This is a genomic window from Chryseobacterium polytrichastri (genome assembly GCF_900142445.1).
GTDB lineage: Bacteria > Bacteroidota > Bacteroidia > Flavobacteriales > Weeksellaceae > Chryseobacterium > Chryseobacterium polytrichastri.
Genome location: NZ_FRAV01000005.1, coordinates 1 through 25,799 on the forward strand (window position 1 = coordinate 1; position 25,799 = coordinate 25,799).

The window sequence follows — 25,799 nt, forward strand, 5'->3', positions numbered from 1 at the left end:
ATACCATATTTCTTACGACATTCTGTAATTCCTAATTTACCGAATTCAATTTCTTTTACAATCTGAAGTTTCAAACTTAAACTGTAATCTTTCTGTGTACGCTTGACATAAAGCGTTTCTAAGTATTCTTTCATAACGATCATTTTTTTGTGTATCGCTATTTCAGGACTAGACAAGCTTTACAATATAAAACCTTCCTATTTGGAAGGTTTTTTTATGTTCAGTATTTTTGTATTTTTGAAATAAACCAGCACAAATGAGTTCAAAAACCTTTCACGAAACATCCCGATTCCCACTATTTATCGTAGGAATACTTATTTTTCAATTCATTGTAACGACTTTTATTCTTACAAAGAATGGAGAATTTGATATGACCATAGTATACATTACAGTTCCTCTTATTTTACTTTTCACTTTTTCGCTCTTTACACTAAATCTTACTACAAGCTATTTCGAATACAGCTTCTTTCCTTTTACTTTTAAATCAAAAAAAATAGAATGGAGCGAAATCAAGAAAATTCAAATTGTAAAAACGAATCCTCTCTTCGATTTTGGAGGTTGGGGAATCAGACTTTCGGGAAAATATGGAAAATCTTTTATTATGGGAAATAAGGACATTATATTTTTACAACTAAAAAACGGAAAGAAAAGATCCTTCTCTATAAAAGACAAAGAAAAGTTGATGGATTTTTTTAACGAAAACAATATTTCTTACGAAAAACATTAGCCTAAAAATAAAAATACCTCTCAAAAAAATTGAGAGGTTTTTAGTTTATCCTTTTCAACAGCTAACGAAAATTTTAAACTTTATCATTAACATACTGTTTTGCACAAAACAGCATATTTCTTATTTTTTTATTGTTTGATTAAATTTTTCTGGACTAAGAATAACGTCCAAAAATACCAACTGAATAGCAAAACAGTTTAAAGAAAGTTTTCACGGTTATTAACTACACAAAGTTTAGAATTTTTTCTATACAAAAAAATCCCCCTTTTGTGGTATTTTTAAGAAATCTTTAACTATTTTTAAACAAAACTCAATCATGCAGCACCCTGAGAAGGAACACCCTTTAATTGAAGTATGGAAAAGCTACCCTGGAGTCAGAAAATCCGATGATAAGATACTCTACAGGCCACCTATTGAAAAAATAATTGGTGAAATGTTCAGCATTGGTCAATACTATTATTATGTCTTGAACCTTACCAACAGTACCCTTTCTAATCATCATGAAAACATTCTCTCTCTTCATGGTTTAAAAGAGTATCCGGAAAATCTAAAAGAAGTTATCGACCTTACTCACCCCGATGACATTCCGTTTGTAATAAAAGCAGAACAAACCGTTATTGAAAAAATGCTAGAAATTGGTTTGGATGATCAACTGTTCACAAAATCCAGCTACTGTTTCAGAATGAAAACGGCTAATGGAAATTATGAATTGTTCCATCATCAGGCAATTCCTACATTAGAAGATGAAAATGGTCATATTGTACAATCTATTAACATTCACACAAATATTCATCATATCACAAAACATAATCCGTACACTGTTTTGGTTTCAGGGATAGGCCCAAGAAATGATTTTCATCAAATAAAAATTGATGACGACTCTATACCTCATCATCCTTGTATGAATTTAACCAAAAGAGAAACTGAGGTATTAGCTTTTATAGCCAAGGGATATTCCGGATCAGAAATATCTAAAATACTGATTTTATCTGAACATACTGTGCGTACACACCGAAGAAATATTTTGGCAAAAACCAGCTCCAGAAACAGCAAAGAACTAGTGAAAAAAGCCTTTGAATGGGGACTCATTTAGTATCAATTATGAATAATCATTAGTGAATTAATCTTATCAAAAATTCAATTCACCATTATCTATTCACCCCTAAATCCTGACAAATCTCACCAAGGAATTTCGGCTTAAAACTTGTATTTTTATATTCAATGGAAAAACCAACTTTACAACCTCGTTTTAAGAACGCCCAACATTTCAAAGACTTTTGGATAAAAGGCAACGGCAAACAACTTACTGTATTTTCCGGAGCAGAAGTGAGTTTTAAAGATTTTGAAAAGTTTTCTCCCTACTTTTATCACGTAGATGAAATTGGTGATGAGGTGGTAAAAGAGGTATATCTTACCCAAAAATATAGTGAAGCATCTAGAGAAATTGAAGGCTACATCAGACATGGAGTTTCAGAAAAAGATAATGTTCCTGAAAGTGTAAAAAAACTTTTCGTACAAACCCAACAAATTCCGGAATGGCTTGATTATGATTTGCTGAAAAGCGGTGCAGAACTTTGCATGAGAAGCAATATAGACTCTTTAATTTCCCTGAGAGATTACTGCTTAATTGGAGGTTACGATTATGCTTATCTGAACAAACCTTTAATAGTTACCGAAGCATTAAAGAAAGGAGCGGTAAAACGTCTTTCCGAAACATTGGACTTTTGGGTAAATGCCACCCGATACAACGCATTGGAAATTCATGCAAAAGGATATGAATTTGCCATTAAAACAAGGCTGATACACTCTTATGCAAGGCTTTCCATTAAAAAACATTACAAGACCTGGGACACTGAAAACTGGGGCGAACCCATCAACTCATGGGATATGATGGCAACGTATATTGGTTTCAGTTTAGTGTTCCTTCACAGTCTAAAAAAATTAGGAAATACATTTTCCGTTGAAGAAGAAAAAGGACTTTTTCACCTTTGGAAATATGTAGGATATTTATTAGGTATCCCCGAAAACTTATTACCAGACGATAAAAAACAAGCAACAGAATATTTTTATTTATGGACTTCAGTTCAGCCACCCGCTGATAAAGATTCTGCGTTACTTGCTCATTCTTTATTGAATGAATCGTTGGAAAATCCAATTCTAAAATTTAAGTTTCAAAGAAAAAATTTACGGTATTTACACATTTGCTGTACATGGTTTTTATTGGATGATGATGTTTGTAAAAGATTACAAATTCCGGATGTTCCTAACAGAAATATTTTCCCCAATACTAAAATAGTGATCAACAAAATTTATGATAACCTGATCAGTCGAAATATCCGAATTAAAAGAGGAGACAAAGCTCAACTGAAAGTATTGGAAGATTATTTAAGCGTTACAAAAAACTCTAATTTTCATTAATTTTTTTAGAAGCTATTTCCCGCTTTCCACTATATCTTTTTCGCCAACGCTTTTTTTCAAAGCCATTTCAGAAAAAGGATGTCGTTGCAATCGGGGCTAGATTGAGATTGTATTTTCAAAAGTTCAAGATAGAACAAAGTTTGTGGATGATTGTTAAAAGAAGAAAAGTTTAAACAAACTCAATATTAAAAGGATGTTTGAATAGTAAAAATATTTTTAAACTTTACGACTAAATAAGCATTACTACTTTGATCCTACATTCAATTCGTTCTGAACAACATAACCTATCAAATTTTATTGATTTTTAACTAAAATAACAATTTTCAAGAATAAATAATATTAGTTTTTGACCGTAAAATTCCCTATTTTTGAGCCATATTTTAACAACAGATGAGCAACATAGAAGATAAGAAAAAAGCATTAGCATTAGTGCTTGACAAGCTAGATAAAACATACGGAAAAGGAACCGTAATGACGTTGGGTGACAGTACTATTGATACTACTATTGAAGTTATTCCTTCCGGATCTTTAGGATTAGACATCGCTTTAGGTGTTGGTGGATATCCTAGAGGAAGAATCATTGAAATCTACGGACCTGAATCTTCAGGTAAAACAACATTAACCCTTCATGCGATTGCAGAAGCTCAAAAAGCAGGTGGTATTGCTGCATTTATTGATGCTGAGCATGCTTTCGATAGAGGTTACGCTGCAAAATTAGGAATTGACATCGAGAACCTAATCATATCTCAACCGGACAACGGTGAGCAGGCATTGGAAATTGCTGACAACCTGATCCGTTCAGGAGCAATTGATATTGTAGTTATTGACTCAGTAGCAGCATTAACTCCAAAAGCAGAGATTGAAGGTGAAATGGGAGATTCTAAAATGGGTCTTCATGCAAGATTAATGTCTCAGGCATTGAGAAAATTAACAGCAACTATTTCAAGAACAAAATGTACTGTAATTTTCATCAACCAGTTGAGAGAAAAAATCGGGGTAATGTTCGGAAATCCTGAAACAACAACAGGGGGTAATGCATTGAAATTCTATGCTTCTGTAAGAGTAGATATCAGAAAAGCAAGTGCTCCAATTAAAAATGGAGATGAAGCTGTAGGAAGCCGTGTAAAAGTGAAAATTGTGAAAAACAAAGTAGCTCCACCTTTCAAGATGGCAGAATTCGACATTATGTATGGTGAAGGGGTATCTAAAACAGGAGAAATCCTTGATGCTGCAGTAGATATGGGCATTGTAAAGAAAAGCGGTTCTTGGTTCAGCTATGGCGAAACTAAACTAGGACAAGGTCGTGATGCTGTAAGAGATTTATTGAAAGATAATCCTGAACTTTCTGAGGAATTAGAAAACAAAATCAAAGAAGAAATTACTAATAAAAAGCAGTAATTTATTTCTAAAGTCATATTAAAAAAATCGGCGGAGCATTTAAGCTCCGCCGATTTTTTATCCATTAAGGTTTTTCATCTGTTAACTCAAATCCCCAATCTTTTCCTTTTTGTGTGGCAGGAATACCTTTTGTCATCCAAGCCGGAGCTTTGGCACCTTTAAGATAATAATCAAAAAACTGCTGTTCACGGACTTGGATATCCTTTCTGTTCTGGCGTTTCATAAGATTATGATCATCTCCATTATAATTCAGAAGCCAAACTTGTTTTCCAAGACGTCGCAATGCTGTGAACATTTCAATCCCCTGATACCAAGGCACTGCTCCATCTTTATCATTACTCATAATGACTACCGGAGTTTTCACTTTATCAATCGTAAAAAGTGGTGAATTTTTAATATAAAGTTCCGGCGCTTCCCATAGATTTTTTCCTAATCTGCTCTGGGATTTTTCATACTGGAACTGTCGGTTCATCCCTGAGCTCCATCGGATACCTCCATATGCAGAAGTCATATTAACAACAGGAGCGCCACTCCATGCCGCCGCATACATATTGGTATGAGCAATAAGATAGGCTACCTGATAACCTCCCCAACTTTGTCCCTGAATTCCTATTTTAGTAGCATCTACCCAAGAATTTCCTTTTAATTTTTCAACTCCGGAATTAATGTATTCCATTGCAGATTCTCCAGGAAAACCATCGATATAAGAAATATCAGGAGTAAAAACCAAATACCCGTTACTCACAAAATAAGAAATATTCAATCTTGAAGGCGTTGGAGCCGGAGCTACATAACGATTCAGATTATCCGAAAGTTTTTCATAGAAATAGACAATCATAGGATATTTTTTATTCGGATCAAAATTTTCCGGTTTGTATAAAACTCCTGTAGATGTATTTCCTTTTGGGGTTGTCCAATTTACCAATTCGTCTGTTCCCCAATTGTAAAGCTTTTGTTGAGGATTGGTATCACTCAGCTTGTCCTGCTTAGAGAAATTTGATGTCGCGAAAATATTTGGAGAATCAGTATAGGACTCTTTAATCAAAATATATTCCTCTGCATTTTTTGCTTTTTGAAGCGTTCTGTATCCCCAGACATTTTCCATTTGAATCTTTATAGGATCAGCATTTGAATGAATCGATGTTTTAAAAATTCCGTTCGCTTTAGATGTATTATCAAAAGCTGATAAATAAATAGAAGATTTTCGGTTTAAACTTTTAATGTCTTTATCTAGATCGTAAGTTTCAAATGTTATTTTATTTTTTCGTCCAAATCCATTCGTTATATTTCTTGGCTTTTTTGAACCGCTCAGGAAAAACTCCCAAAGATCATAACGGTCTTTGATTATCACAGATTCATCATTATCCGTCCATGAGGCAATCCCATAAGGATCCGGAAAATCCGGCATATCAAACTCTTCATCCACGAAAGAAACTGGCAATTCATTATTCAAAGAAAGTGTTAGTTTTGTCTTTACATTATAGCTGAACCACTTCCCTTTTTCTCTATCAAAAATCACAACGAATTTACCTAACGGAGATACAGCAACCGAGCCATTAAGATTGTGAATAATTTCTGTTCTTTCCCCAGTTTTATTATCGATAAGGAAATACGTTTTCTTTGTTGAACCTTCCCATTGCGAAGAAATGCGGTTATTCAAACTGGTAACACCAAGTACAAATTCGGCATTTCCTTCGTTTACCACTCGTAAAGTATCCAAATCTACTCCATCAATATTTCTGAAGGAATTGGGTTTTTCCGTTTGCATTACTGCTGCATAAGATTTTTTCAGATCATCCTTCAACTCCTTTAGTTGTACCGTTTGCAGATAATCATCTTTATAATTCCAAATATCCACAACAGCATGGTCATTTGCAATCATAGCGGTATCTTTTGCTATTGGTTTGGGGGCAACACCAAAATAGAGCTGCTTCCCGTTTTTGCTGAATTTGGGTAAACGGTTTTCAGAAATCACCCAATTCTTTTTCATTTCCGAATTGTCATTGGTTACAATTTCTTTTTTATTGTTTTTTAAATTAAAATAATACAACTGATACAGCTTCACTAAATCATTTTGTGCAGAAGAAGTTCCTACAAATGCTAACTGGCTTCCTACTTCATCAAGAGACAACTGGGAAAAATCACCTTCCATCTCAGAAATCTTATTTACCGCTCCTGTCTGCAAATTAACTACCTGTACGGTTTGAAGCGCATATTTCTTTGGCTTTGATTTATTGGTCTCTTTTTTAGCAACAGATTGAGCATCTAATGAATCTTTCTTCTCTTTTTTATCCTTGCTAGTTTTCTCTTCAGGCTTTTTGGTTACAAAAACGAGTTGCTTCCCATTTTTACTGAATTCATAACGGAATACATTATCATAGGTTGTACTTTTTCCATTCAACAGATTTCGTACCACCAACTGCAATGGCTTTGCATTTTCATCGTCATCTTTTTTTTCATCTCCATCTTCCTTATCAGAAGCATCATCCGAAGATTTATCTTTTATATTTTCCAGAAGATAAGCAACATAAGAATCTCCTTTTTCAGGAATTTTAAATCCTTTTACATTAGGTATTTTCTCTGTTTTACCATTCAAAAAATCAACTATCGCAAGGCTGTCTTTTGTTAATTTATTCTTTTTAAGCTTTTTATCCTTTACCGCTTTTATATCTTTATACAACGGACGAATTTGGAAAACAGCAAACCTGGAATCATTCGTAAATTCCAATTTTGTACCTCTTGCAAACTTTTTTGATTTTTTATTTTTAACTGAATATAACGAAAGGTTGGAATTTCCTTCCTGAGCATCAACAGAATAAGCGATCCATTTTCCATCATTTGAGATTTTTCTCGCACCAATATTTTGCCAGCTATCGTAGACAGAATGGTCCAAAGGTGTTTTCTGTCCATACATAAAGCAGGTCATGATGAGCAGAATAAAAACTGTACATTTCAACTTCATTTTAAAAAAATTTTGAGGATTAAAAGTAAGACATTTCATTGAAAATATATATGAACTCCTTATTTCATTATAAATGATGTCAATCTGTCAGTTTCTAGCGTGTGGTATTTTTTTTGTGAATAACAACACAAATCAAAACTAAATTATTATGACTAAAGGAAATATTAATGTGTCTGTGGAAAACATTTTCCCGCTTATCAAAAAATTTCTTTACAGTGATCACGAAATATTCTTGAGAGAGCTCATCTCTAATGCAACGGATGCTACTTTAAAATTAAAACATTTAACAAGTATCGGCGAAGCGAAAGTAGAGTACGGAAATCCGAAGCTTGAAGTGAAAATTGATAAAGAACAAAAAACACTTCGTATCATCGACCAAGGAATTGGGATGACCGCAGAAGAAGTTGAAAAATACATCAACCAAGTTGCTTTTTCAGGAGCAGAAGAGTTCTTGGAAAAATATAAAGACACCGCAAAAGATTCAGGAATTATTGGTCATTTCGGACTAGGATTTTACTCTGCGTTCATGGTGGCTGAAAAAGTGGAAATCTTAACTAAATCTTACAAAGATGAACCAGCAGTTCGTTGGATCTGCGACGGAAGCCCGGAATTTACTCTTGAAGAATCAACAGATAAAACAGATAGAGGAACTGAAATCATTCTTCATATTGCAGAAGATTCATTAGAATTTTTAGAAGAAGCAAAAATCCGTGAACTGTTATTAAAGTATAACAAATTCATGCCTGTTCCTATTAAGTTCGGAACAAAAACGCACACGTTGCCTTTGCCTGAGGATGCTCCGGAAGATGCTGTTGCAGAAACTGAGGAAGTAGATAATATTATCAACAACCCAACACCGGCATGGACGGTTGCTCCAAGTGATTTGACGAGTGAAGATTACATGACATTCTATCACGAGTTGTACCCAATGCAGTTTGAGGAGCCTTTATTCAACATTCACTTGAATGTAGATTATCCTTTCAACTTAACAGGGATTTTATTCTTCCCTAAATTGAGCAACAATTTAAACATCGAGAAAGATAAAATTCAATTATACCAAAACCAAGTATATGTAACGGATGAAGTAAAAGGTATCGTTCCAGATTTCTTAATGCTTCTTCGTGGTGTTATTGATTCTCCGGATATTCCATTGAACGTTTCGCGTTCTTACCTTCAGGCTGATGGTGCTGTAAAGAAAATTTCTTCTTACATCACTAAAAAAGTAGCCGACAAAATGGCTTCTTTAATTAACGAAAACCGTGCAGATTACGAACAAAAATGGAATGACATTAAAATCGTTATCGAATACGGAATTGTTACTGAAGAAAAATTTGCAGAAAAGGCAGACAAATTCACGCTATATCCTACTACTGACGGAAAATATTTCCTTTGGAATGAATTAGAAGAAAAACTGAAGCCTACACAAACCGATAAAGATGGTAATCTAATCATTCTTTATGCTTCTAATGCTGATGAACAACACAGCTACATTCAGTCTGCGAAAGATAAAGGATATGAAGTTCTTCTTTTAGATTCTCATATTATTCCTCACGTGATCCAGAAACTGGAAACTTCTAAAGAGAAAATCTCATTTGCAAGAGTAGATGCAGATCATGTAAATAACCTGATCAAAAAAGACGAGCCTACTATTTCTAAATTAAATGAAACTGAAAAAGAATCATTAAAAAAGAATGTTGAAGACGCGGTTCAAGATAAAAAATTCACAGTTCAGTTAGAGGATCTTGATAGTAATGACGCTCCATTCACAATTACTCAGCCCGAGTTTATGAGAAGAATGAAAGATATGCAGGCAACTGGCGGCGGCGGAATGTTTGGAATGGGTAACCTTCCTGAAATGTACAACCTTGTCGTAAACTCTAACAGTGAATTTGCTAACCAGATCTTAAAAACTGAAAATGCAGAAGAAAAAGAAGGATTGGTAAAGCATGCTTTAGATTTAGCTAAACTTTCTCAAAATTTATTGAAAGGAAAAGATCTTACCGATTTTATCCAGAGAAGCTATAAGCAACTAGAAAAATAGTTTAATTAATTATATTGTGGTTTCGGGGTCGACTTTGTCGACCCCGAAACTTTTTATATCACCATATTACTGAGCTTCTTTTTTAGCATTATTAAGTAATTTTAAAAATCTTACATTTGCAAAACACACCATTTACAAATGTTTGAGATTACGATCCAAATGCTTCCTTTTCTGATGTTTTTTAGTTTGGGGATTGCACTTTTTCATACTGTTATTCTAACAGCATTATTAGAGCTCAAGATCAAACCAACATGGATCATGTTTATCATCGATCCTTTGATCATTGCTTTAGGATATTATTTCTTTCCTCATCAATCTGGATTTATATTTATCGGACTTTTTGTTTCCGTTTTTGTATTAGCAATCATCGCTATGATCACAAAAGGAATACAAAGTATTGTTGATTCTTTCAAAAAAGCAAGACAAGAGAAAAAGCCTATCTGGAAAATTATTTTAGGTGGTTTTGGAATTCTTTTCGTTTACCTGGGATTTTTTTATTTTGGAATCTACTCTATCTTTATTATTTTCTTTATCATCATTATCAGTTCTATTTTACCCAATAATAAAAACCGATTTTTCTTTTACCAAAGAAACCTTCCGACGTCTAAAATTAAAAGTGTTGCCATAGGTTTAGCAGAAATTTGTGGCAAGGCAAAAGCCATAGAACCTGTATTTTCATCTTATAGTACTACAAAATGTGTCGGATATATTTATACCGTAGACGAAATTACCGAATCTAGAGATGACGACGGAAAAACAAGCAAATCTTACCGTGAAATTAAACGAAAAATAGGCTTCAATAATTTTTTACTGCAAGATGATTCCGGAAGTATTGAAGTGGTTCCCGACAAAATAGAATGGATAAGCTTCTGGCCTGCTACAGAAATAGAAGCTGGAAATTTACGGTATCGCGAATATATTTTAGATGAAAAAACGGAGATCCTGATGATCGGGCAAGCTTTCTATGAAGATGCAAAAACGATTTTCAGATATGATGACAATAAAAAGCTTTTCGGGATGGCTCCTTTAGAGTGGGTTAATTTTGCGAATAAATGGAGGCCTTTAAAATTAAAAGCCGTCGCTACTCTATTATGCATTGCTCTTTTTTCAGCTTTTATTATATTGATTCCTGTAAAAGCCAGTGGAACTAAACTTATTTTCGAATCGGTAAACTGGAAAGAAAATTTTTCTAAAAAACCTTTTGATTTCTTTAAATAAAACTAATAAACAATGCTTATTCCATTACTTATTTTCATCATTGTGATTGTTGCTGTTGTTTCGTTTCTGGTAAAATCATACAACCAGATTGTCATTCTGAGAAACAACGTAGACAAAGCATTCTCCAATATTGATGTTATGCTGAAGCAGCGGGCAGATGAAGTTCCCAATTTAGTTCGTGTTGTAAAAGCAACTGCACTGCATGAAAACACAACCCTTAAAGAGCTTGTTGCACTTCGAAGTCAATATCTACAATCAGAAAATACGATCGATAAAATAAAAATTGCACAAGGCATTAACGGAGGAATAAAATCTCTTCTAATTTCTATCGAAAGTTATCCTGAAATAAAAGCGTCACAATCTTACTTGGAGCTGCAGAAAAGATTAAGTGATCTGGAAAATATGATTGCTGACCGTCGTGAATATTTTAACGATTCAATCAATTTATACAATACAGGTATTCAAGTTTTTCCGGATGTACTATTCGCTAAAATGATGAGTTATCAAAAAATGAAAATGCTGGAGTTTTCAGAGAAAGAAATAGAATATAACGGGGTTAGACTTTAAAATTAAATAAACATGGTCATAGATTTAGGCATTATAGGAGACTTCGTAAACTCCCGAAAATTTTGGGGTTCATTAGCCATTGGTTTTCCAGTTGTTACCATCGGGCTTTTTGTTTTATATAGTATTGTGAGAAAAATTACGTTCTTAAAAAATATCGTACAATATATTTTATTGACTTACGGACTGTCGATTTTACTATTTATGCCCATCCTATTTTTCTCTGCATTTCTGGAGACCGAAAAACTGAAACTCGCACTTATTTACCTTATTATCTTATTTTTCGTTTCAATATTTACGTTATTTAATCAGCGGGAGTGCATCAATTTTATGAAAGAAGTTTCGAAAATGAAAAATTTTAATGCTAATAAATCTTAAACGATGTGGTATACTTTAATTTTTACTGCCATTATTATCATTCTGATTGTCATCAAAAAGAAAAAAAAGGGAGCGAGTATTTCGATAACCGGACTTATTTTACCCATCCTTGCTATACTTTTTATTTCAGGAATGTTCTTTTTTTTAGCCGGAATTGTTGGCCAGTCAGCCTACGCTTATTTCTTTGAGAAAAAATATGACGCTAAGGTCGTAAGATATCAATATACCGATGGAGATTCAGAATCAGATGCGGTACCTATTGCTATTGTAGAATTTAAAAATGATCAAAATCAAACCATTCAAAAATCAATTGGTTACGGAGCAAGCCATCCTATTGAACTTGGAAAAACCATAAAAGTCTCTTATAAAGAAGGGGATAAATACATCAAAAACATGAGTTTCTGGGAGCAAAAATTGATTGTATCTCTTGTCCTTGTATTCTTTTTCATCTTTACGATTGCCATTATTGGAATTACAATGTATGCTCTCAATCGTGATATTTCATTTATCTGGGCAATCATTATGGGTTTTGTAATCTATGTTGTTTTTCCCGGAGCCATGCTATTTTTCATCATCATCCTTTCTTGGGTAATGTGGGAATATTTCCAGGGAAGAAAAGACGACATGCCCATTTGGGCGCTAGGAATCTGCAGTTTATTTGTAACCATTCTTATTCCGGCTTTGATAGGATATTGCAAAACGCTTTTCGAAAAAGAAAATTTCATGCAACGTAACAGGAGATCAAAAGTGATCAAAACAAAGATTATAAATCTCAGCAAGAAGAATCCAAAATAAAATATGGTGAACTCAGCTCTTTTGGTTTCTCATTTTAGGTGATATTATCCAATAGATAAAGGTGACCAAAAGCCACCCTCAAATTTTTATACTAATCGATTTTTATAAATTGTCAATCGCTTTTAGAATTTCCTTGGGCTCATCTTTTAAACCTTGAATATGCTCTGCCTTATTTTCAAGAAAAAGTTTAGGTTCTGAAGCATTTTCAAAAAATTCCTGCCCTTGAGAAAAAGGAATTGTGGTATCATTCTTACTATAAATAAATAGCTTAGGAAGGCCTTGTGTAAATTTCACATCTTCTTTTGCAGCGTACACGTTTTGTAACATCTGGTTGATAAAATCTTTGTACTGCGGAGCATGGACTGCCGCAATGTCTGCAAAAGATGACATTCCACCATCTATGATTAATCCTGATATTTTATCTTTATTTTCTCTTGCCAAATGAGTAGCAATCTGAGAACCCAGTGAAGCTCCGTAAATATATACTTTAGTGTTCTTGATCTCTGGTTTGCTTAGTAAGAAGTCAAATATCTTTTGTCCATCTGCAGCCACATTCACATGAGTAGGTTTTCCTGTTGATTTCCCATATCCTCTAAAATCTATCATTACCACTTGAAAACCATTATCCACTAAAGGCTTTGTAATATATTGATAGGTCGAAATATTTCCATTGGCCCCGTGAAAAAACAGAATCGTCTTCTTTATATTATTAGTTTGAGGCTTTACGACTACTGCGGTAATCGTATCATTATCTACAGGAAACGCAATAAATGTTGGATTTGAAAATTCTAACGGCTTCATTTCTTTACTCGGCTGGTAAAATTTATCGTCCATTTGAGCTTTAGATAAGCAAATAGTAAGTAAGAAAAGTACAGTAAATAACAGTTTTGTTTTCATGGTTTCATTAATTTTATGAGACAAAACTAAACCCTTCGAATAAGCCTTACCAAAAAAAGCGACTCAGCTGTATTTTTTATTTGCTGAACTGTAAAAATCCTATAATTCTTCCAAAGGATTCCAAAATAGTTTCTTGAAATTCTTAATTCTGAAATTCTCCACCTCGATTCCTTCTGCTTCTAGTTTGACTTGAAATTCAGGAACGGATAAAGCTCCTGAACTTGAAATTACCCGATGCGCAGGAACATCTTTAGGACAACCTCCCATTGCCTTTCCTACATGGCGGGAATGATTAGGGTAACCGACTGCTTTTGCAATCGCTCCGTAGCTTGTTACTCTTCCTTTGGGAACGAGTTTGGTTATTTCCCAGACTTGTTGTTTGAATATTTCGTCCATATCATTTAAATTACTTTCTATTATTATTGAGAAACTTAAATATTTTGAATGCAAAGATCGTAAAGTTTTTCTTGAAATGTTTGAAAATATTTTTCGTTTGCAAAGGCGATTCACTTAGCAAAATTCACTAAGTTATCTTGTTTTGCATCATTTTTGAACTTTACTTGTTTCAATGGTGTTTCTCATTAAAATATAAAGTTATGAAAAAATCATTTTTTAAACTCGTAAACAAAATCAATAAAGCTATTTTACCGAAATTGAGTGATAAAGATCCGAATACATTGACCAAAGTTCAGAAAGGAATTTTGGTATATCGCTATTTCGTGCTGACTAATTCTTTGGACTGACAGTTTTGCGTGAGGGATATGGAGGGTGCGACTGAAAGGAGCAGTGCAAAGTACCGAAACGAAGTGGAGCCCGGAGAAGCCCGACCCGAGTTGAGGGTTTAGCTTTGGAGAGGGGCACGCCCTTATTTTTAGGTTCCCCACAGATTTACACAGATGATTATGTTTTAATTTTCTCTCGCTGATTTTGCAGATTACGCTGATCTTTTCTTTGATGTATTCTTAAACACAAATAGCACTAATGTTTTCACGAATAAACACAAACATCTGTGTAAATCTGTGCGATCTGTGGGCAATAAAAAACGTCTAACAAAAATTGGACATTTACATCGCTTCAGACTTCTTATCTTACTGCTTTATGAATTTTCTCTTGTTGATTTTTTCTTTGATGTAAATTTAAACACAAATAGCACTAATATTTTCACGAATAAACACGATCATCTGTGAAAATCTGTGCGATTTGTGGGCAAATAAAAAACGCTCCAAAAAACTGAAGCGTTTATATAACTTCAAGCTGTTAGGATTTTGACTTCCTGCTTTATGAATTTTCTACTATGTAAGAGAATATTAATGGGTAGAGATTCTGTTGTATTTTCTCTCGCAGATTTTGCAGATTACGCTGATCTTTTCTTTGATGTATTCTTAAACACAAATAGCACTAATGTTTTCACGAATAAACACAAACATCTGTGTAAATCTGTGGGATCTGTGGGCAATAAAAAAACGTCCAACAAAATTGGACGTTTATATATGAGATTCTTCCTTCGTCAGACTGACAAATGAATGAATTATTTCTTAAGAATTCTCTAAGATGTAAGAGAACATCAATGGTGCACAAATAGTTGCATCACTTTCAACGATATATTTCGGTGTTGTGATATCTAATTTACCCCAAGTGATTTTCTCGTTCGGAACAGCTCCTGAATACGAACCATAAGACGTCGTAGAATCAGAGATCTGACAGAAATAAGACCAGAACGGAATGTCATGCATTTCCATATCCTGATACAACATTGGAACCACACAGATAGGGAAATCTCCTGCGATACCTCCACCAATTTGAAAGAATCCTACTCCTTTTCCACCTGAGTTTTTAGTGTACCAATCAGCTAAATAAGCCATGTATTCGATACCTGATTTCATTGTAGAAAACTGTAATTCTCCTTTGATACAGTAAGAAGTAAAGATGTTACCCATTGTTGAATCTTCCCATCCCGGAACCACAATTGGTAAATTTGCTTCTGCAGCAGCAATCATCCAAGAGTTTTCTCTAGGAATTTCGTAATACTGCTCCAACACTCCTGAAAGGATCATTTTATACATATATTCATGCGGGAAATATCTTTCTCCTTTCGCTTCAGCATCTTTCCAGATCTCAACGATGTGTTTCTGCAATCTTCTGAAAGCTTCTTCTTCAGGAATACAAGTATCTGTAACTCTGTTTAGACCTCTTTCTAAAAGAGCCCATTCGTCCTGAGCCGTAAGATCTCTGTAATGCGGAACTCTTTCGTAGTGAGAGTGTGCCACCAAATTCATTAGATCTTCTTCAAGATTCGCTCCGGTACAAGAGATAAAATCTACTTTTCCCTGACGGATCATTTCAGCAAGAATCTTCCCTAATTCAGCAGTTGACATTGCCCCCGCCAAAGTAATCATCATTTTCCCACCATCTTTAAGATGTGCAACATACCCTTTAGATGCGTCTACCAATGCAGCTGCATTGAAGTGCAGGTAATATTTCTCTATAAATTCAGTAATCGGTTTGCTCATTATTTTGATTTTTGCAAAGATAAAACTTAAAAACGGAATGTAGCAGCAGCACTTAAAGAAACTCTGTGCAAGCCTTCTTTTTGATCATCACCAAACTCAATTGTTTGTCCGTTGAACTTCATTTTGCTTAGTGTTCCAGCTGTCATTCCCAATTTTGGACCAATTAAAAAGTTTTTGGAAACCTGGTATTGATAGGCGAAATTAATTTCTGCTCCCAGGTTAGAACCTGTTCCTTTTACATTTCCTGTTTTTGTTGAGTATGAAATTACTCCCAATCCCATATCCAAATACATTTTGTGTCTTGTTGCCTCACTAAAGTTAGAGATCATTACAGCAGGACCAAAGAAAGAGATATTATCTTTAGTACTCACAGAACTCGTAAAAGTATTTCCATTATAATCTCTCACAGTTAGCATTCCATCACTTGAAGCACTGTAATTAGAATATTTTAATCCAATGGCTACAATATTTTTCAAATGATAATAAGCTGAAATATCGAAATTCACTCCACTTTTCAATCCTTTTACATAATCCTGTTCTGCTTTTGAGAATCCTGATGGTGTTTTAGCCGTTCTCCATGCATATCCTACAGAAGGAATAATTGATATTTTTAGCGCTTTATTTTCCGTTTGTTGAGCAAAAGAAAGTAAAGAAATTGAAAACACTCCTAGCGTTATTAGTTTTTTAATCATTATTTTAAATTTTTGCAAAAGTACCACTTTTATTTAAAAACCGCCACTACAGCTCATTCATATAGCTTTAAAACATTCAAAAAGTACAGCCCTATAAGCTGTACTTTTCTTTAATCTAACAATGTATCACTAAAATTATTCTTTGAAAGTTTCTACTTTTAGAATTTCAATTTTTCTTTCACCTTCTTTGAAAGGCCACTCAATTACATCTCCCACTTTATATCCTACTGTTGCTAATGCAATATCGGAAAGGATAGAATATTTATTCTTTTTAGGTTTAGCTTTGGTTGTTGACACAAAAACATATTCATGTTCGAAATCTTGTGTATGATCTTTGATTGTTACTTTTCGATCAACAGTTACAACATCGGAAGGTAAATCTCTTCTTAAAACCTGTTTAGCTTTTCTGAGCTCTCCAGCCAATCTGTTTTCCTCATTCTGACTTACTTTTTTTCTTCTTAAATGATCTTTTATAGCATCATATATTCCGGTAGTTACAATAATATTATCTGACATATTTATTTTTATTAACAAGATTAAATAACATGCATTTTTTAGTGATCCAACATAGAAAACTGTGTGAATTATTTTGCCATTTCTCCTATGAAAAATTGCATGTAAACGATAAATAAACTTGGAAATCTCCCCCGCCTTGAATCCGACAGGGCTTAATTGATAAAGTCCTTAGAACTTTTTAAAAATGAATCTGTATGCAAATAAAGTAACGACAACAAAAGCCCAGAAAAATGGCTTTTTGTAGAAAGAGAAATTGCTGTTGTCATATTGTTACTGCTTGAATTTTTACTAAGATAGCAAATATGTTTCTATAAAACAAAGAAATCCCATTTCTATTCTTTCAACTTGTTTAAACTTTTATTTTAACCGCAAAAGTGACAAAAGATTAACAAATTAGTCACTTTAAGTTGAGCATTAGGCTACAAATAAGAGCACATAAGTTTTTAAAAATCTTTGATTTTTATTCTTTGGTATACTTTTGCTTTCTCAATAACCAATCCTTAATAAATCAACGATAGCTTTTGATTCTTTTGCGGTTAAATTTTTAATTAGTTTAAACAGGTTCTTTGATTAGAGGCTGTTAAAATTTTAGTTAATAATTGATGTTTGAAAATTTTAAACCATTAAGGATAATTTTAGTTTTTAAGGAGATTAAGAAAAAATCTACAGATTTCCTTAAGCGTGTCATCTTAAAGCGAAGCTCAAACTTAATATTCTAAAAACCTTAAGTAATCTTACTATTGAAAATCAAGGATGAATATAATAAATTGTTCATAAAAGATGAAATTATGAAAATCTAAACAGGTTATTAATACTTGAATTTTCTGTTTTCTTTCTTTTCAGACATTTTCTTTTTGGTATCGAGTCTTTTTTCTTTTTTCGCTCGGGAAAGCTTTGTCGCTATTCTTGCTTTCGGAACAATTAAAGCTTTATTCACAATATCTATAATTTTTTCAATCGCTTTATTTTTGTTCATTAATTGGGTTCGGCTTTCAGAAACAGTTAAGAATAGAAATCCTTCTAAATTAATTCTGTTTTTTAGTTTTTCCTGAATTAAAGCCTTTTGTCTTTCATTAAAAAATTCAGATTCCGAAACTTTCCAAAGTACCGTTACAGCAGTTTCAACTTTATTAACGTTCTGTCCTCCTGCCCCACTGCTGCGGGAAGTTTTGAAATTGAGTTCTTTGGTAAAATCTTTCATTTTTAAGATTATTGGATTAAAGAGTAAAGATAAAAGACTTTACAATATGTTTTTTAATTCTGTTCTATTCACTTTTCCGTTTGGTGTTCTTGGAATTGTATTTATAAAAATAATTTCTTTCGGTTTGTGGAATTTTTTATCAAATGAAATACCCGCTATTTTTTCAATGATACCCATCAACTCTTCTCCTTCAATAACCAAAACCAATTTTTGACCCAAACGTTCATCATTCAGCCCTAAAAATACGACTTCATTCGGAATTTCTTTTTTAACCAAGGCTTCCAATTCTTCAGGGAAAATTTTTGCACCTCCGGAATTAATTACATTATCTATTCGCCCTAAAAATCTAAACTTATTCTCATCTTTAATCTCAACTAAGTCATTAGTTTTCAACACCTCAGCATTTACATTAGGCGCCCATATCCTCAAACATCCTCTTTCATCTTTCGTAACAGAAACATTTTCAAAAGCTCTAAAGTACTCTTCCGCTTGTGGCACCAATTGTTTTAGGGCAATATGAGACAGTGTTTCCGACATTCCATACGTTTCAAATATTTGATTTTCAGAGTTTGAAAGTTTCAGAATTTCAGAAATTTTGTCTTTCAGATTTTCAGAGACTGAAGCCCCACCAATGATTAGATTTTTAATTAAATGAAGCTTGCCCAATGAATTTTCAACCTGTAAAGGAGTCATGGCGCAGAAAGCTATTTCTTCTTCTAAATTTTCAAGTGGTTTTAAAGATGGGTCAGCGATGATCAACTTCATTTTACGTTCAAAAGATCTCACCATCATCATTTTTCCTGAAATATATTCTACAGGAAGGCATAGCAATGCCGTATCCCCTTTTTTTAAATCTAAAAAGTTACAAGTCATCACTGCAGAATTAATCATCTTTTTCTTTTCAATATCAAAAAGCTTCGGAACCCCTGTAGAACCTGAAGTCTGAACTTTTACTGTTTCAGAATCCGACAACCACTCTTCTAAAAAAAAAAACACTTTTTTTTCAAATTCAGTCTCCGAATGTAAATTATTAATTATGAGATTATTGAAGTCTACCACCATGTTTACCGCCTTAAAAAGTTATGTAAATTTAAAAAAAAGTTTAAAAAGTTCTTGCAAATAATGAAAAAAGCTGTAAATTTGCATCACCAAAATATGACAGACCCATAGTGTAACGGTAGCACTCCGGTTTTTGGTACCGTCAGTTGGGGTTCGAATCCCTGTGGGTCTACATATAAGGAGAAATGATTATTATCGTTTCTCCTTTTTTATTTTTAGGACAACTCATTGTTATTCTGAAAAATCTTCAAAAAATTCGGATCAATTTCAATAAAAATGTTGCTTGGATTGTATGTTTTATTTCAATGGGTTCAATATCTCATTTGCATTTGGGGCAACTCTCAAAATCAAGCTCCCATCATTGGTTCAGTTATTCCAAGTTTTGTCATTCACATACCTTATGATATTAGATTACACAGCGTCTGACGCTTGGTGATGTGGCGGATTAAGGAAGCTTAAACCCGCCATATTACCAAACGGAGATTGTGGGCCATTTTTATTTATTCATCTCTTTTTCAATTGCTTTAATCAATTCAATTGCTTCGGGTTTTGTATTTTCGTCATAAACCCTTATGTTATTCTTACCTAGTCTAACAAGAAATTCGACTGTCTTCTTAAATTTTGGGTCTGAATATAATTTTTCTTCTGGTTTATCTGCATTTTCTATCATTTTATCAAAACTCTTAAACAGAAAATCATTGTACATTTTATCAACTTCACTAACTGCCGGTACAAATATTTGGTAATAATTTAAGATTCTCTGTTTTAATTTTTCGTCTTCAATGTAGCCAATTTTACCACTTGACTTAAAACCTTCATAATTACCAATATTCATTTTTGGTCCATGTGAATAAATTGGGAAATCAACTTTCTTTTTAGACTTATAAATACTGTCAAGTTGGGAAGCGGTTAATGCTAAAATTTTCTCATACCCTATGTTTGAATCTTGGTATGCTTTCTTTTCAATATCGATATTTTTAATATCATTCTTTAAATCATTCTTTAAATTTCCCAGAAACACAGATGCTTCTTCTTGTTGATGTTTGTGTTCACTCCAACTGTGTAACCAAATTGAAAGTGTTACAGCAAATACAATAATGAAAATTTCAGTAAGTACTTCTTTTACTTTTTCTTTAAATGAATGTTCTTTATTGTTCATAGAAGATTGTATTTTTTTTGAGTGTTTTATGATTTCGTCTTGCATAGTTTTGTAATTTTAGCTCTAGCTGTTAGTGGCAGTTTATTTTAGTACGCTATTTACTTCAACGACTTCAAAGTCGTCATTATTTTGTAGCAGGTGTTTTAATATAGGAATATGTCCTTGTCCAAATATCAGGATAACGTATTTGTCTTTTGTATCTATTTGCGTTATTACATTAGAGTAAATCGCTAAATTTCTCAAATACCAATCAGCAACTGATTCCGCACCAATATAATTCTCTCCGGCACCAATTTTTGCATAATATTTTAAGTACAATGATAAATTTTTCTGCAAAAGTTCTTTTGTGTTGATATACTTTAGTATTCCTGTAATTGAATTTCGTTTTGTTACATTATCTATTTCAAGCATAAATTTATTCGCGGTAGTACTTAATTCATTTAATATATATAGCTGATTTTTTTCTTTAGCAGTTACAGAAACTAAACTATCATGCTTCATTCCATAAAATTCATCTACACAATTGATATGTTTTAAATTTAATTTTTTAGCTAATCTAAAACCAATTTGCTCTCTTTCAGAAACTGTTAATGTATACTTGTTTTGGGAATATGCGTTATATAAACTATCAATTTGCTTTTGTTGATTAAATGGTTTTTCTATCATCACTTTATCAGCATTTGTTTGTTTTAAAATCCCAATCAAATCTTCCAGTTCCCTCTGTCTTTTCGGAGCTAAAAAATCGTCAGTCTTTAATTCATACGCATCTAAATGAGGAGTTTCGAAGTGAATAGTCCCGATTAATAAGATTTTAGTTTTATGTTTAGATTCTTGTCCAAAAGCTGTTGTTATTGATAAAAGTGTAATTAAAAAAATAGAAATTGTTTTAATAAAAGTCATTGTTTTAGATTGTTTATTAGTTTTTATCGTTGTCGTTCTCCCAAATTACCGCTAGATATTGATTAATTATTTCTGTCGTTTGGTAGTGATACACAACGTTTCGGAGCTTCACACAGTTACAAACTTCGAACGTTTATATTTTCGGCTAAAGATAAAACTTATTGCGAAACGTAAAGATGAATTTTTCACAAAATTCGCAAATGCATGGAACTGCTGTTAACAGAAGGTTTTTATTAATTTGAAATTATGCTTTATGATCAGAATTTTTAATCAGTTTTACATTAGATCCAGCTTGCTTTATCATTAAATCGGTTAATTAAAAATAAACAGAATATTAATCCATTTTAACCATTCAAATTAAGTTCAGTGAAACTTAGCATTAAAAGAATCATTTTTTGAAATTATTTGAAGCTGCGCAAGTTTATAAAATACACCAAATATTCATCAATTTAATTTAAAAACACTCTAATAAAAATTCATATTTAGTTCAATTCCAAACACTTACTGTCCTCACTTTCACTTCTGTTTTAATAGAAGGATCATTGAAGTGACAGTTCCAATTACTATCTCAGAGTATAACATTACTTTCAAAACCTAAGTATTTTTCTAAAATAAATTAGAGGGAATATTTAATGTAACGTTACAACAATACAGCATACTAATACTTCGTGTATAATATAGTATATCATTTTCATGATTAAAAGGAATAATGTTAATTTATCTGATTAATCAAAAATTGTAACAACATTAATTAAACTTTAAGAAATCATCCAATTTTTTTAATAAACGGATGTACCTAGTCATCTAATTTTTTTTTCAAAATGTTTAAGAGTAGTATCAAAGCATGGAATTATGCAAAAGTAGCCTTTAGTACTGAAAAGCCTAAGTATATGCGCAAACAACAGTACAAAAGCTTTGCGTTATCATTATTAAATCGTAAAGTTTGTACGGATTGGTTTAAAACTTTAGAAGACAATAGGTATAGAGAAATTCTTTCACAGAGACCTAGACTTTTTTTAAAACCCTTTAAAGCTTATCTTTCGACTCAATATACCATCAATAAAAAAATAAAAATCATTTGTGATACTTATGATTTCATATATACTAATAATATAAAAAAAGTAATAAGTTCTGAAAGTAGTACTATTTGTGAATTTACATTGAAAAACAATTTACCTGGAAAGTTAAAAATAGGTTATGATGATCGCTACAGAAAAGAGGGCGAATTGGTTTTATCTTTAGTAATTGACCACCTTCACGGTAATATTGCCTCTATTGCATTTTCTTTCGAAAGAAATGAAAATAATGAATGGATATGTAAAATTGGCTGTTTGCAAGGCAGACCAATTTCTCATGGAGTATATGTTACAAAAGAAGCTCAAAAACTAATGAACGGAATAAGACCCAAGGCATTCTTGATTGAAATTTTACAAGAGTTTTGTGAAATCTTTGATATAAAACAAATTCATGCTATTAGTGGAAAATATCAGGCTCAAAATAACAAACATTTTATTCATATCCCTTTTTTACATAGTATCCAATTTTCATATGATGATTTCTGGACAGAAATTGGGGGTAAAGATTTAGGAAAAAACTGGTATTTATTACCATCAAAAACCAACAGGAAAAATATTAGCGAGATAAAATCTGAAAAAAGAGGATCCTATAGAAAAAGATATGAGCTCATTGATTCAATAAAAACAAATCTATCTAATTACTTAAAAAACAACTAAAGTATATACAAGTCATACACAAGAGGCTCAATTCATACTATCATTTTATGGAAAAGTTTAAATCTAATTTTCTTCGTTTCATTAGCAATTACAAAATTATATTTGCGATTTACATTATTGTGTCCGCAATAACTGCCTTAAATAATTATAGAACAGGAGAGAAATCTTATAATAATTATTTGCTATTCAAATATGTTTTTGTGCATACTCTAGAACAAAAAAATATTTTTTTGCAATATTCTGATTTGTTTTTCGACAGTAATCATTATGGTGTTTTTTTTAGCGCATTAATTGCTCCATTTGCAATAATGCCAGATTGGTTAGGAATGACTGCTTGGAATATAGCCAATACTGTTGTTTTCCTTTTTGCAATCTATAAAACTCCTTTTTCTGATCAAAAGAAAGCTTTTTTTGCTTGGCTTTGTTTACAAGAATTTATTACAGCTTCCCTGTATTACCAATTTAATATAGCTTTGACAGGACTTTTGTTATTATCTGCAATTTATATTTATGAGAAGAAAGAGGTCAAATCTGTGTCTGCTATCTTAATAGGAACTTTCGTGAAAATCTATGGAATTGTAGGGCTAACACAATTCTTTTTTGTTAAAAACAAAGTTAAATTTATTCTTTCAGGACTTATCATTGCTGTCGCTTTTTTTGTTCTCCCAATGACGTACTCTAATCCCCAATATGTAATTCAAAGTTATACAGACTGGTTTCATTCAATTGTTGAAAAAAACAATGAGAATCAGGTCTTAGGAAATATGCAGGACATCTCATTAATGGGTTTTTTTAGAAGAATATTAGGAGACGCCTCAATTTCCAACCTCGTATTTTTATCAATTGGTCTGCCTTTATTTTTGGCGCCTTACTGCAGAGTTAAACAGTATAAAAACTATGCTTTTCAGCTAATGACCCTGGCTTCAACATTATTATTTTTAGTGTTGTTTAGTTCAAGCTCAGAATCACCAACTTACATTATTGCTGTTACGGGTGTGGTTATTTGGTTCTTGATCCAAAAAGAAAAGACTCCTTTTGTAATTGGACTATTAATTTTCGTAATAATTTTCACCTGTTTTTCAACTTCAGATCTATTTCCGAGATACATCAAGCATAATTATATTAAAAAATATTCTATAAAAGCAGTACCATGTATTATCGTTTGGCTAAGAATTATTTACGAACTTTTAACTAGAGACTTTAAAAAAGATTACATTCTAATTAATAAATAGATCCTTTTTAACGGTATTTTTTTAGCTATACACCCCATTATTTTAATACTCTTAAAAACAAATACTTATCATTTTATTTAAAATAATATTGCATTTTTTCATCAAATCTCTTGTAGATAAAGAAAAAAGCTGTAAATTTGCATCACCAAAATAAAACAGACCCATAGTGTAACGGTAGCACTCCGGTTTTTGGTACCGTCAGTTGGGGTTCGAATCCCTGTGGGTCTACATTAAAATAAAAGCAATCAACTGATTATCAGAAGATTGCTTTTTAATTTCAAACCTTTTCATTAGATTGGTCAAGGTTAAGGTCAAGGTCAATGTAGAAAACGTTCGTTATAACATTTTATGAACCTATCCTCTAAAATAATATCCTCCACTTGAATAATAATCAAACATTAAGTTCCTTGCTGTAGTTTCCCAATCAATATAAACGTAATTTGGTAAACTCTCAGGAATACTTTCTTCTAACATATATTGAGCAAATATCTCATCATCTGAATACTCCCCAATATAATTATTTATTACGCCATCATAGAGACTGTTAAAGTCCATTTTTCCGATACAATCAATATAAGCTTCAAAAACCTTGAGATCATGTCCTGAATCATTGATTTGTTCAATTATTTCATATATGTCTTTAGATAGATGGCACTCACTAATTAATCCAAGTTTTTCAAATAGTTCACAGTGTTCGTAATCTTGAAACATAAATTCAGGGTCGGATTCATTATTGTGTAGTTCATACATTGCAGTAAGTAGTTCATCATAATCAGAATAATCTGATAAGTTCAGCCATTCACCATAAAGGCTTCCGTTGTTGTACTTTCTGTACGTGCCACAATAGATACTAGCAGTATAAAGACAATTTTGTAACTTTGTCATGTTGATAAGTTTTAGTAAGATTAAAATTTATTGATTAGCCTAGTTGTACGTCAATACTTCTAGGCATTTTTTTATATATTATTATGAGAATCTATAGAAAAAAAGAACATGAAACTATTCTTTGACATATTAATAAAGTCAATATCCATGCCAATTGATAGAGATTTTAACTTTAAAATTAAATTTTTTAAAATATTTTTTAAACACAAACCGCCGCAAATAAAAACTGTCAAAAAAATATCAATAAAACATATCGTTTGAAGAGTATAGCCAGTAGAAAATGTAAGTGGAAAATAAAAACAGATCCACAAAAACCAAATAAAATAAAATCTACTTTTGAGAAAAGGTTGACAATTCATGGGGGCTAAGGAACAAACCACTCTTACTGGGCACACCTTTACAATCAGTGGGGAGTATCAGACCACTCAAGATATTTTTTTGGTGTAGAATTGTCGTAAAGTCTTCTATAAAGGATTTTGAATTTTTGAGACAGAGTTGGTGGGGGTACTTTTGT

General features: G+C 32.4%; 24 protein-coding genes and 2 tRNA genes. 15 read left to right on the forward strand and 11 right to left on the reverse strand.

Translation table 11 applies throughout. The features are described 5' to 3' along the window. The first annotated feature begins 256 nt into the window (after positions 1-256). The 4 genes from BUB80_RS04000 (at position 257) to recA (ending at position 4,543) form a co-directional block, all read left to right on the forward strand. Positions 257-727 (forward strand): hypothetical protein, encoded by a 471-nt coding sequence (locus tag BUB80_RS04000; RefSeq protein WP_073291165.1) that lies wholly within the window; start codon positions 257-259, stop codon positions 725-727. 316 nt (positions 728-1,043) lie between these two features. Continuing rightward, positions 1,044-1,820, forward strand: coding sequence for a helix-turn-helix domain-containing protein (locus BUB80_RS04005; protein ID WP_073291167.1), 777 nt, complete (start codon positions 1,044-1,046; stop codon positions 1,818-1,820). Positions 1,821-1,948: 128 nt separating this feature from the next. Next, positions 1,949-3,145 (forward strand): oxygenase MpaB family protein, encoded by a 1,197-nt coding sequence (locus BUB80_RS04010; RefSeq protein ID WP_073291169.1) that lies wholly within the window; start codon positions 1,949-1,951, stop codon positions 3,143-3,145. 390 nt (positions 3,146-3,535) lie between these two features. Then, positions 3,536-4,543 (forward strand): recombinase RecA, encoded by a 1,008-nt coding sequence (recA, locus tag BUB80_RS04015; protein ID WP_073291171.1) that lies wholly within the window; start codon positions 3,536-3,538, stop codon positions 4,541-4,543. 64 nt (positions 4,544-4,607) lie between these two features. Here the strand turns inward: recA and BUB80_RS04020 are convergent, their stop codons facing one another. Next, entirely contained in the window at positions 4,608-7,505 is a 2,898-nt protein-coding gene (locus BUB80_RS04020) for an alpha/beta hydrolase family protein (protein ID WP_073291442.1), read from the reverse strand. A gap of 148 nt (positions 7,506-7,653) precedes the next feature. On the opposite strand from BUB80_RS04020, the gene htpG reads away from it, so the two are divergent. The 5 genes from htpG to BUB80_RS04045 all read left to right on the forward strand — a co-directional run bounded on the left by htpG (position 7,654) and on the right by BUB80_RS04045 (position 12,501). Then, the gene (htpG, locus tag BUB80_RS04025) at positions 7,654-9,546 is read left to right on the forward strand and encodes a molecular chaperone HtpG (protein ID WP_073291173.1); all 1,893 of its coding nucleotides are present in this window, start codon (positions 7,654-7,656) and stop codon (positions 9,544-9,546) included. 138 nt (positions 9,547-9,684) lie between these two features. Then, positions 9,685-10,764: a hypothetical protein gene (locus BUB80_RS04030; protein WP_073291175.1), complete on the forward strand. Its 1,080-nt coding sequence runs from the start codon at positions 9,685-9,687 to the stop codon at positions 10,762-10,764. A 12-nt stretch (positions 10,765-10,776) separates the two neighbouring features. Beyond that, entirely contained in the window at positions 10,777-11,331 is a 555-nt protein-coding gene (locus BUB80_RS04035) for a LemA family protein (protein ID WP_073291177.1), read from the forward strand. Positions 11,332-11,343: 12 nt separating this feature from the next. Then, entirely contained in the window at positions 11,344-11,706 is a 363-nt protein-coding gene (locus BUB80_RS04040; protein ID WP_073291179.1) for a hypothetical protein, read from the forward strand. Positions 11,707-11,709: 3 nt separating this feature from the next. After that, the gene (locus BUB80_RS04045) at positions 11,710-12,501 is read left to right on the forward strand and encodes a hypothetical protein (RefSeq protein ID WP_073291181.1); all 792 of its coding nucleotides are present in this window, start codon (positions 11,710-11,712) and stop codon (positions 12,499-12,501) included. 102 nt (positions 12,502-12,603) lie between these two features. On the opposite strand, the gene BUB80_RS04050 is transcribed toward BUB80_RS04045, so the two are convergent. Together BUB80_RS04050 and BUB80_RS04055 are read right to left on the reverse strand one after the other, a co-directional pair. Continuing rightward, positions 12,604-13,398 carry an alpha/beta hydrolase gene (locus BUB80_RS04050; protein ID WP_073291183.1) on the reverse strand — a complete coding sequence of 265 codons (795 nt, stop codon included), beginning with the start codon at positions 13,396-13,398 and terminating at the stop codon, positions 12,604-12,606. 99 nt (positions 13,399-13,497) lie between these two features. Then, positions 13,498-13,794, reverse strand: a complete 297-nt coding sequence (locus BUB80_RS04055; protein WP_073291185.1) for an MGMT family protein — start codon at positions 13,792-13,794, stop codon at positions 13,498-13,500. Between the two features lie 200 nt (positions 13,795-13,994). Here BUB80_RS04055 and BUB80_RS23545 point away from each other — a divergent pair, with 200 nt between their 5' ends. Together BUB80_RS23545 and BUB80_RS04065 are read left to right on the forward strand one after the other, a co-directional pair. Beyond that, the gene (locus BUB80_RS23545; RefSeq protein WP_175549564.1) at positions 13,995-14,141 is read left to right on the forward strand and encodes a hypothetical protein; all 147 of its coding nucleotides are present in this window, start codon (positions 13,995-13,997) and stop codon (positions 14,139-14,141) included. A gap of 537 nt (positions 14,142-14,678) precedes the next feature. Then, positions 14,679-14,921, forward strand: a complete 243-nt coding sequence (locus BUB80_RS04065) for a hypothetical protein (protein ID WP_139262519.1) — start codon at positions 14,679-14,681, stop codon at positions 14,919-14,921. Between the two features lie 12 nt (positions 14,922-14,933). On the opposite strand, the gene BUB80_RS04070 is transcribed toward BUB80_RS04065, so the two are convergent. The 5 genes from BUB80_RS04070 to BUB80_RS04090 form a co-directional block, all read right to left on the reverse strand. Next, the gene (locus BUB80_RS04070; protein WP_054511710.1) at positions 14,934-15,908 is read right to left on the reverse strand and encodes a deoxyhypusine synthase family protein; all 975 of its coding nucleotides are present in this window, start codon (positions 15,906-15,908) and stop codon (positions 14,934-14,936) included. Between the two features lie 26 nt (positions 15,909-15,934). Then, a complete protein-coding gene (locus BUB80_RS04075) occupies positions 15,935-16,600 on the reverse strand; it encodes a hypothetical protein (RefSeq protein ID WP_073291196.1) in 666 nt (221 codons plus the stop codon). A 135-nt stretch (positions 16,601-16,735) separates the two neighbouring features. Continuing rightward, positions 16,736-17,116, reverse strand: a complete 381-nt coding sequence (locus BUB80_RS04080) for a GreA/GreB family elongation factor (RefSeq protein WP_073291198.1) — start codon at positions 17,114-17,116, stop codon at positions 16,736-16,738. A gap of 808 nt (positions 17,117-17,924) precedes the next feature. Continuing rightward, complete coding sequence (gene arfB / locus BUB80_RS04085) at positions 17,925-18,317, reverse strand: alternative ribosome rescue aminoacyl-tRNA hydrolase ArfB (protein WP_073291200.1); 393 nt, start codon at positions 18,315-18,317, stop codon at positions 17,925-17,927. 39 nt (positions 18,318-18,356) lie between these two features. Further along, positions 18,357-19,379 carry an AMP-binding protein gene (locus tag BUB80_RS04090; RefSeq protein WP_073291202.1) on the reverse strand — a complete coding sequence of 341 codons (1,023 nt, stop codon included), beginning with the start codon at positions 19,377-19,379 and terminating at the stop codon, positions 18,357-18,359. Positions 19,380-19,477: 98 nt separating this feature from the next. On the opposite strand from BUB80_RS04090, the gene BUB80_RS04095 reads away from it, so the two are divergent. Beyond that, a tRNA-Gln gene (locus tag BUB80_RS04095) sits at positions 19,478-19,548 on the forward strand. Between the two features lie 324 nt (positions 19,549-19,872). Here BUB80_RS04095 and BUB80_RS04100 read toward each other — a convergent pair. Both BUB80_RS04100 and BUB80_RS04105 read right to left on the reverse strand, forming a co-directional pair. Continuing rightward, positions 19,873-20,580 (reverse strand): DUF6090 family protein, encoded by a 708-nt coding sequence (locus BUB80_RS04100; protein WP_073291204.1) that lies wholly within the window; start codon positions 20,578-20,580, stop codon positions 19,873-19,875. Between the two features lie 36 nt (positions 20,581-20,616). Then, positions 20,617-21,435: a DUF5694 domain-containing protein gene (locus BUB80_RS04105; protein WP_073291206.1), complete on the reverse strand. Its 819-nt coding sequence runs from the start codon at positions 21,433-21,435 to the stop codon at positions 20,617-20,619. An 821-nt stretch (positions 21,436-22,256) separates the two neighbouring features. Between BUB80_RS04105 and BUB80_RS04110 the strand changes: the two genes are divergently transcribed. The 3 genes from BUB80_RS04110 to BUB80_RS04120 all read left to right on the forward strand — a co-directional run bounded on the left by BUB80_RS04110 (position 22,257) and on the right by BUB80_RS04120 (position 24,628). After that, entirely contained in the window at positions 22,257-23,168 is a 912-nt protein-coding gene (locus BUB80_RS04110; protein ID WP_073291208.1) for a DUF535 family protein, read from the forward strand. A 47-nt stretch (positions 23,169-23,215) separates the two neighbouring features. Then, positions 23,216-24,400, forward strand: coding sequence for a glycosyltransferase family 87 protein (locus BUB80_RS04115; RefSeq protein WP_073291210.1), 1,185 nt, complete (start codon positions 23,216-23,218; stop codon positions 24,398-24,400). 157 nt (positions 24,401-24,557) lie between these two features. After that, positions 24,558-24,628: transfer RNA gene (locus BUB80_RS04120), tRNA-Gln, on the forward strand. Between the two features lie 126 nt (positions 24,629-24,754). Here the strand turns inward: BUB80_RS04120 and BUB80_RS04125 are convergent. Continuing rightward, positions 24,755-25,285 (reverse strand): antirestriction protein ArdA, encoded by a 531-nt coding sequence (locus tag BUB80_RS04125; protein ID WP_073291211.1) that lies wholly within the window; start codon positions 25,283-25,285, stop codon positions 24,755-24,757. Positions 25,286-25,799 lie beyond the last annotated feature (514 nt).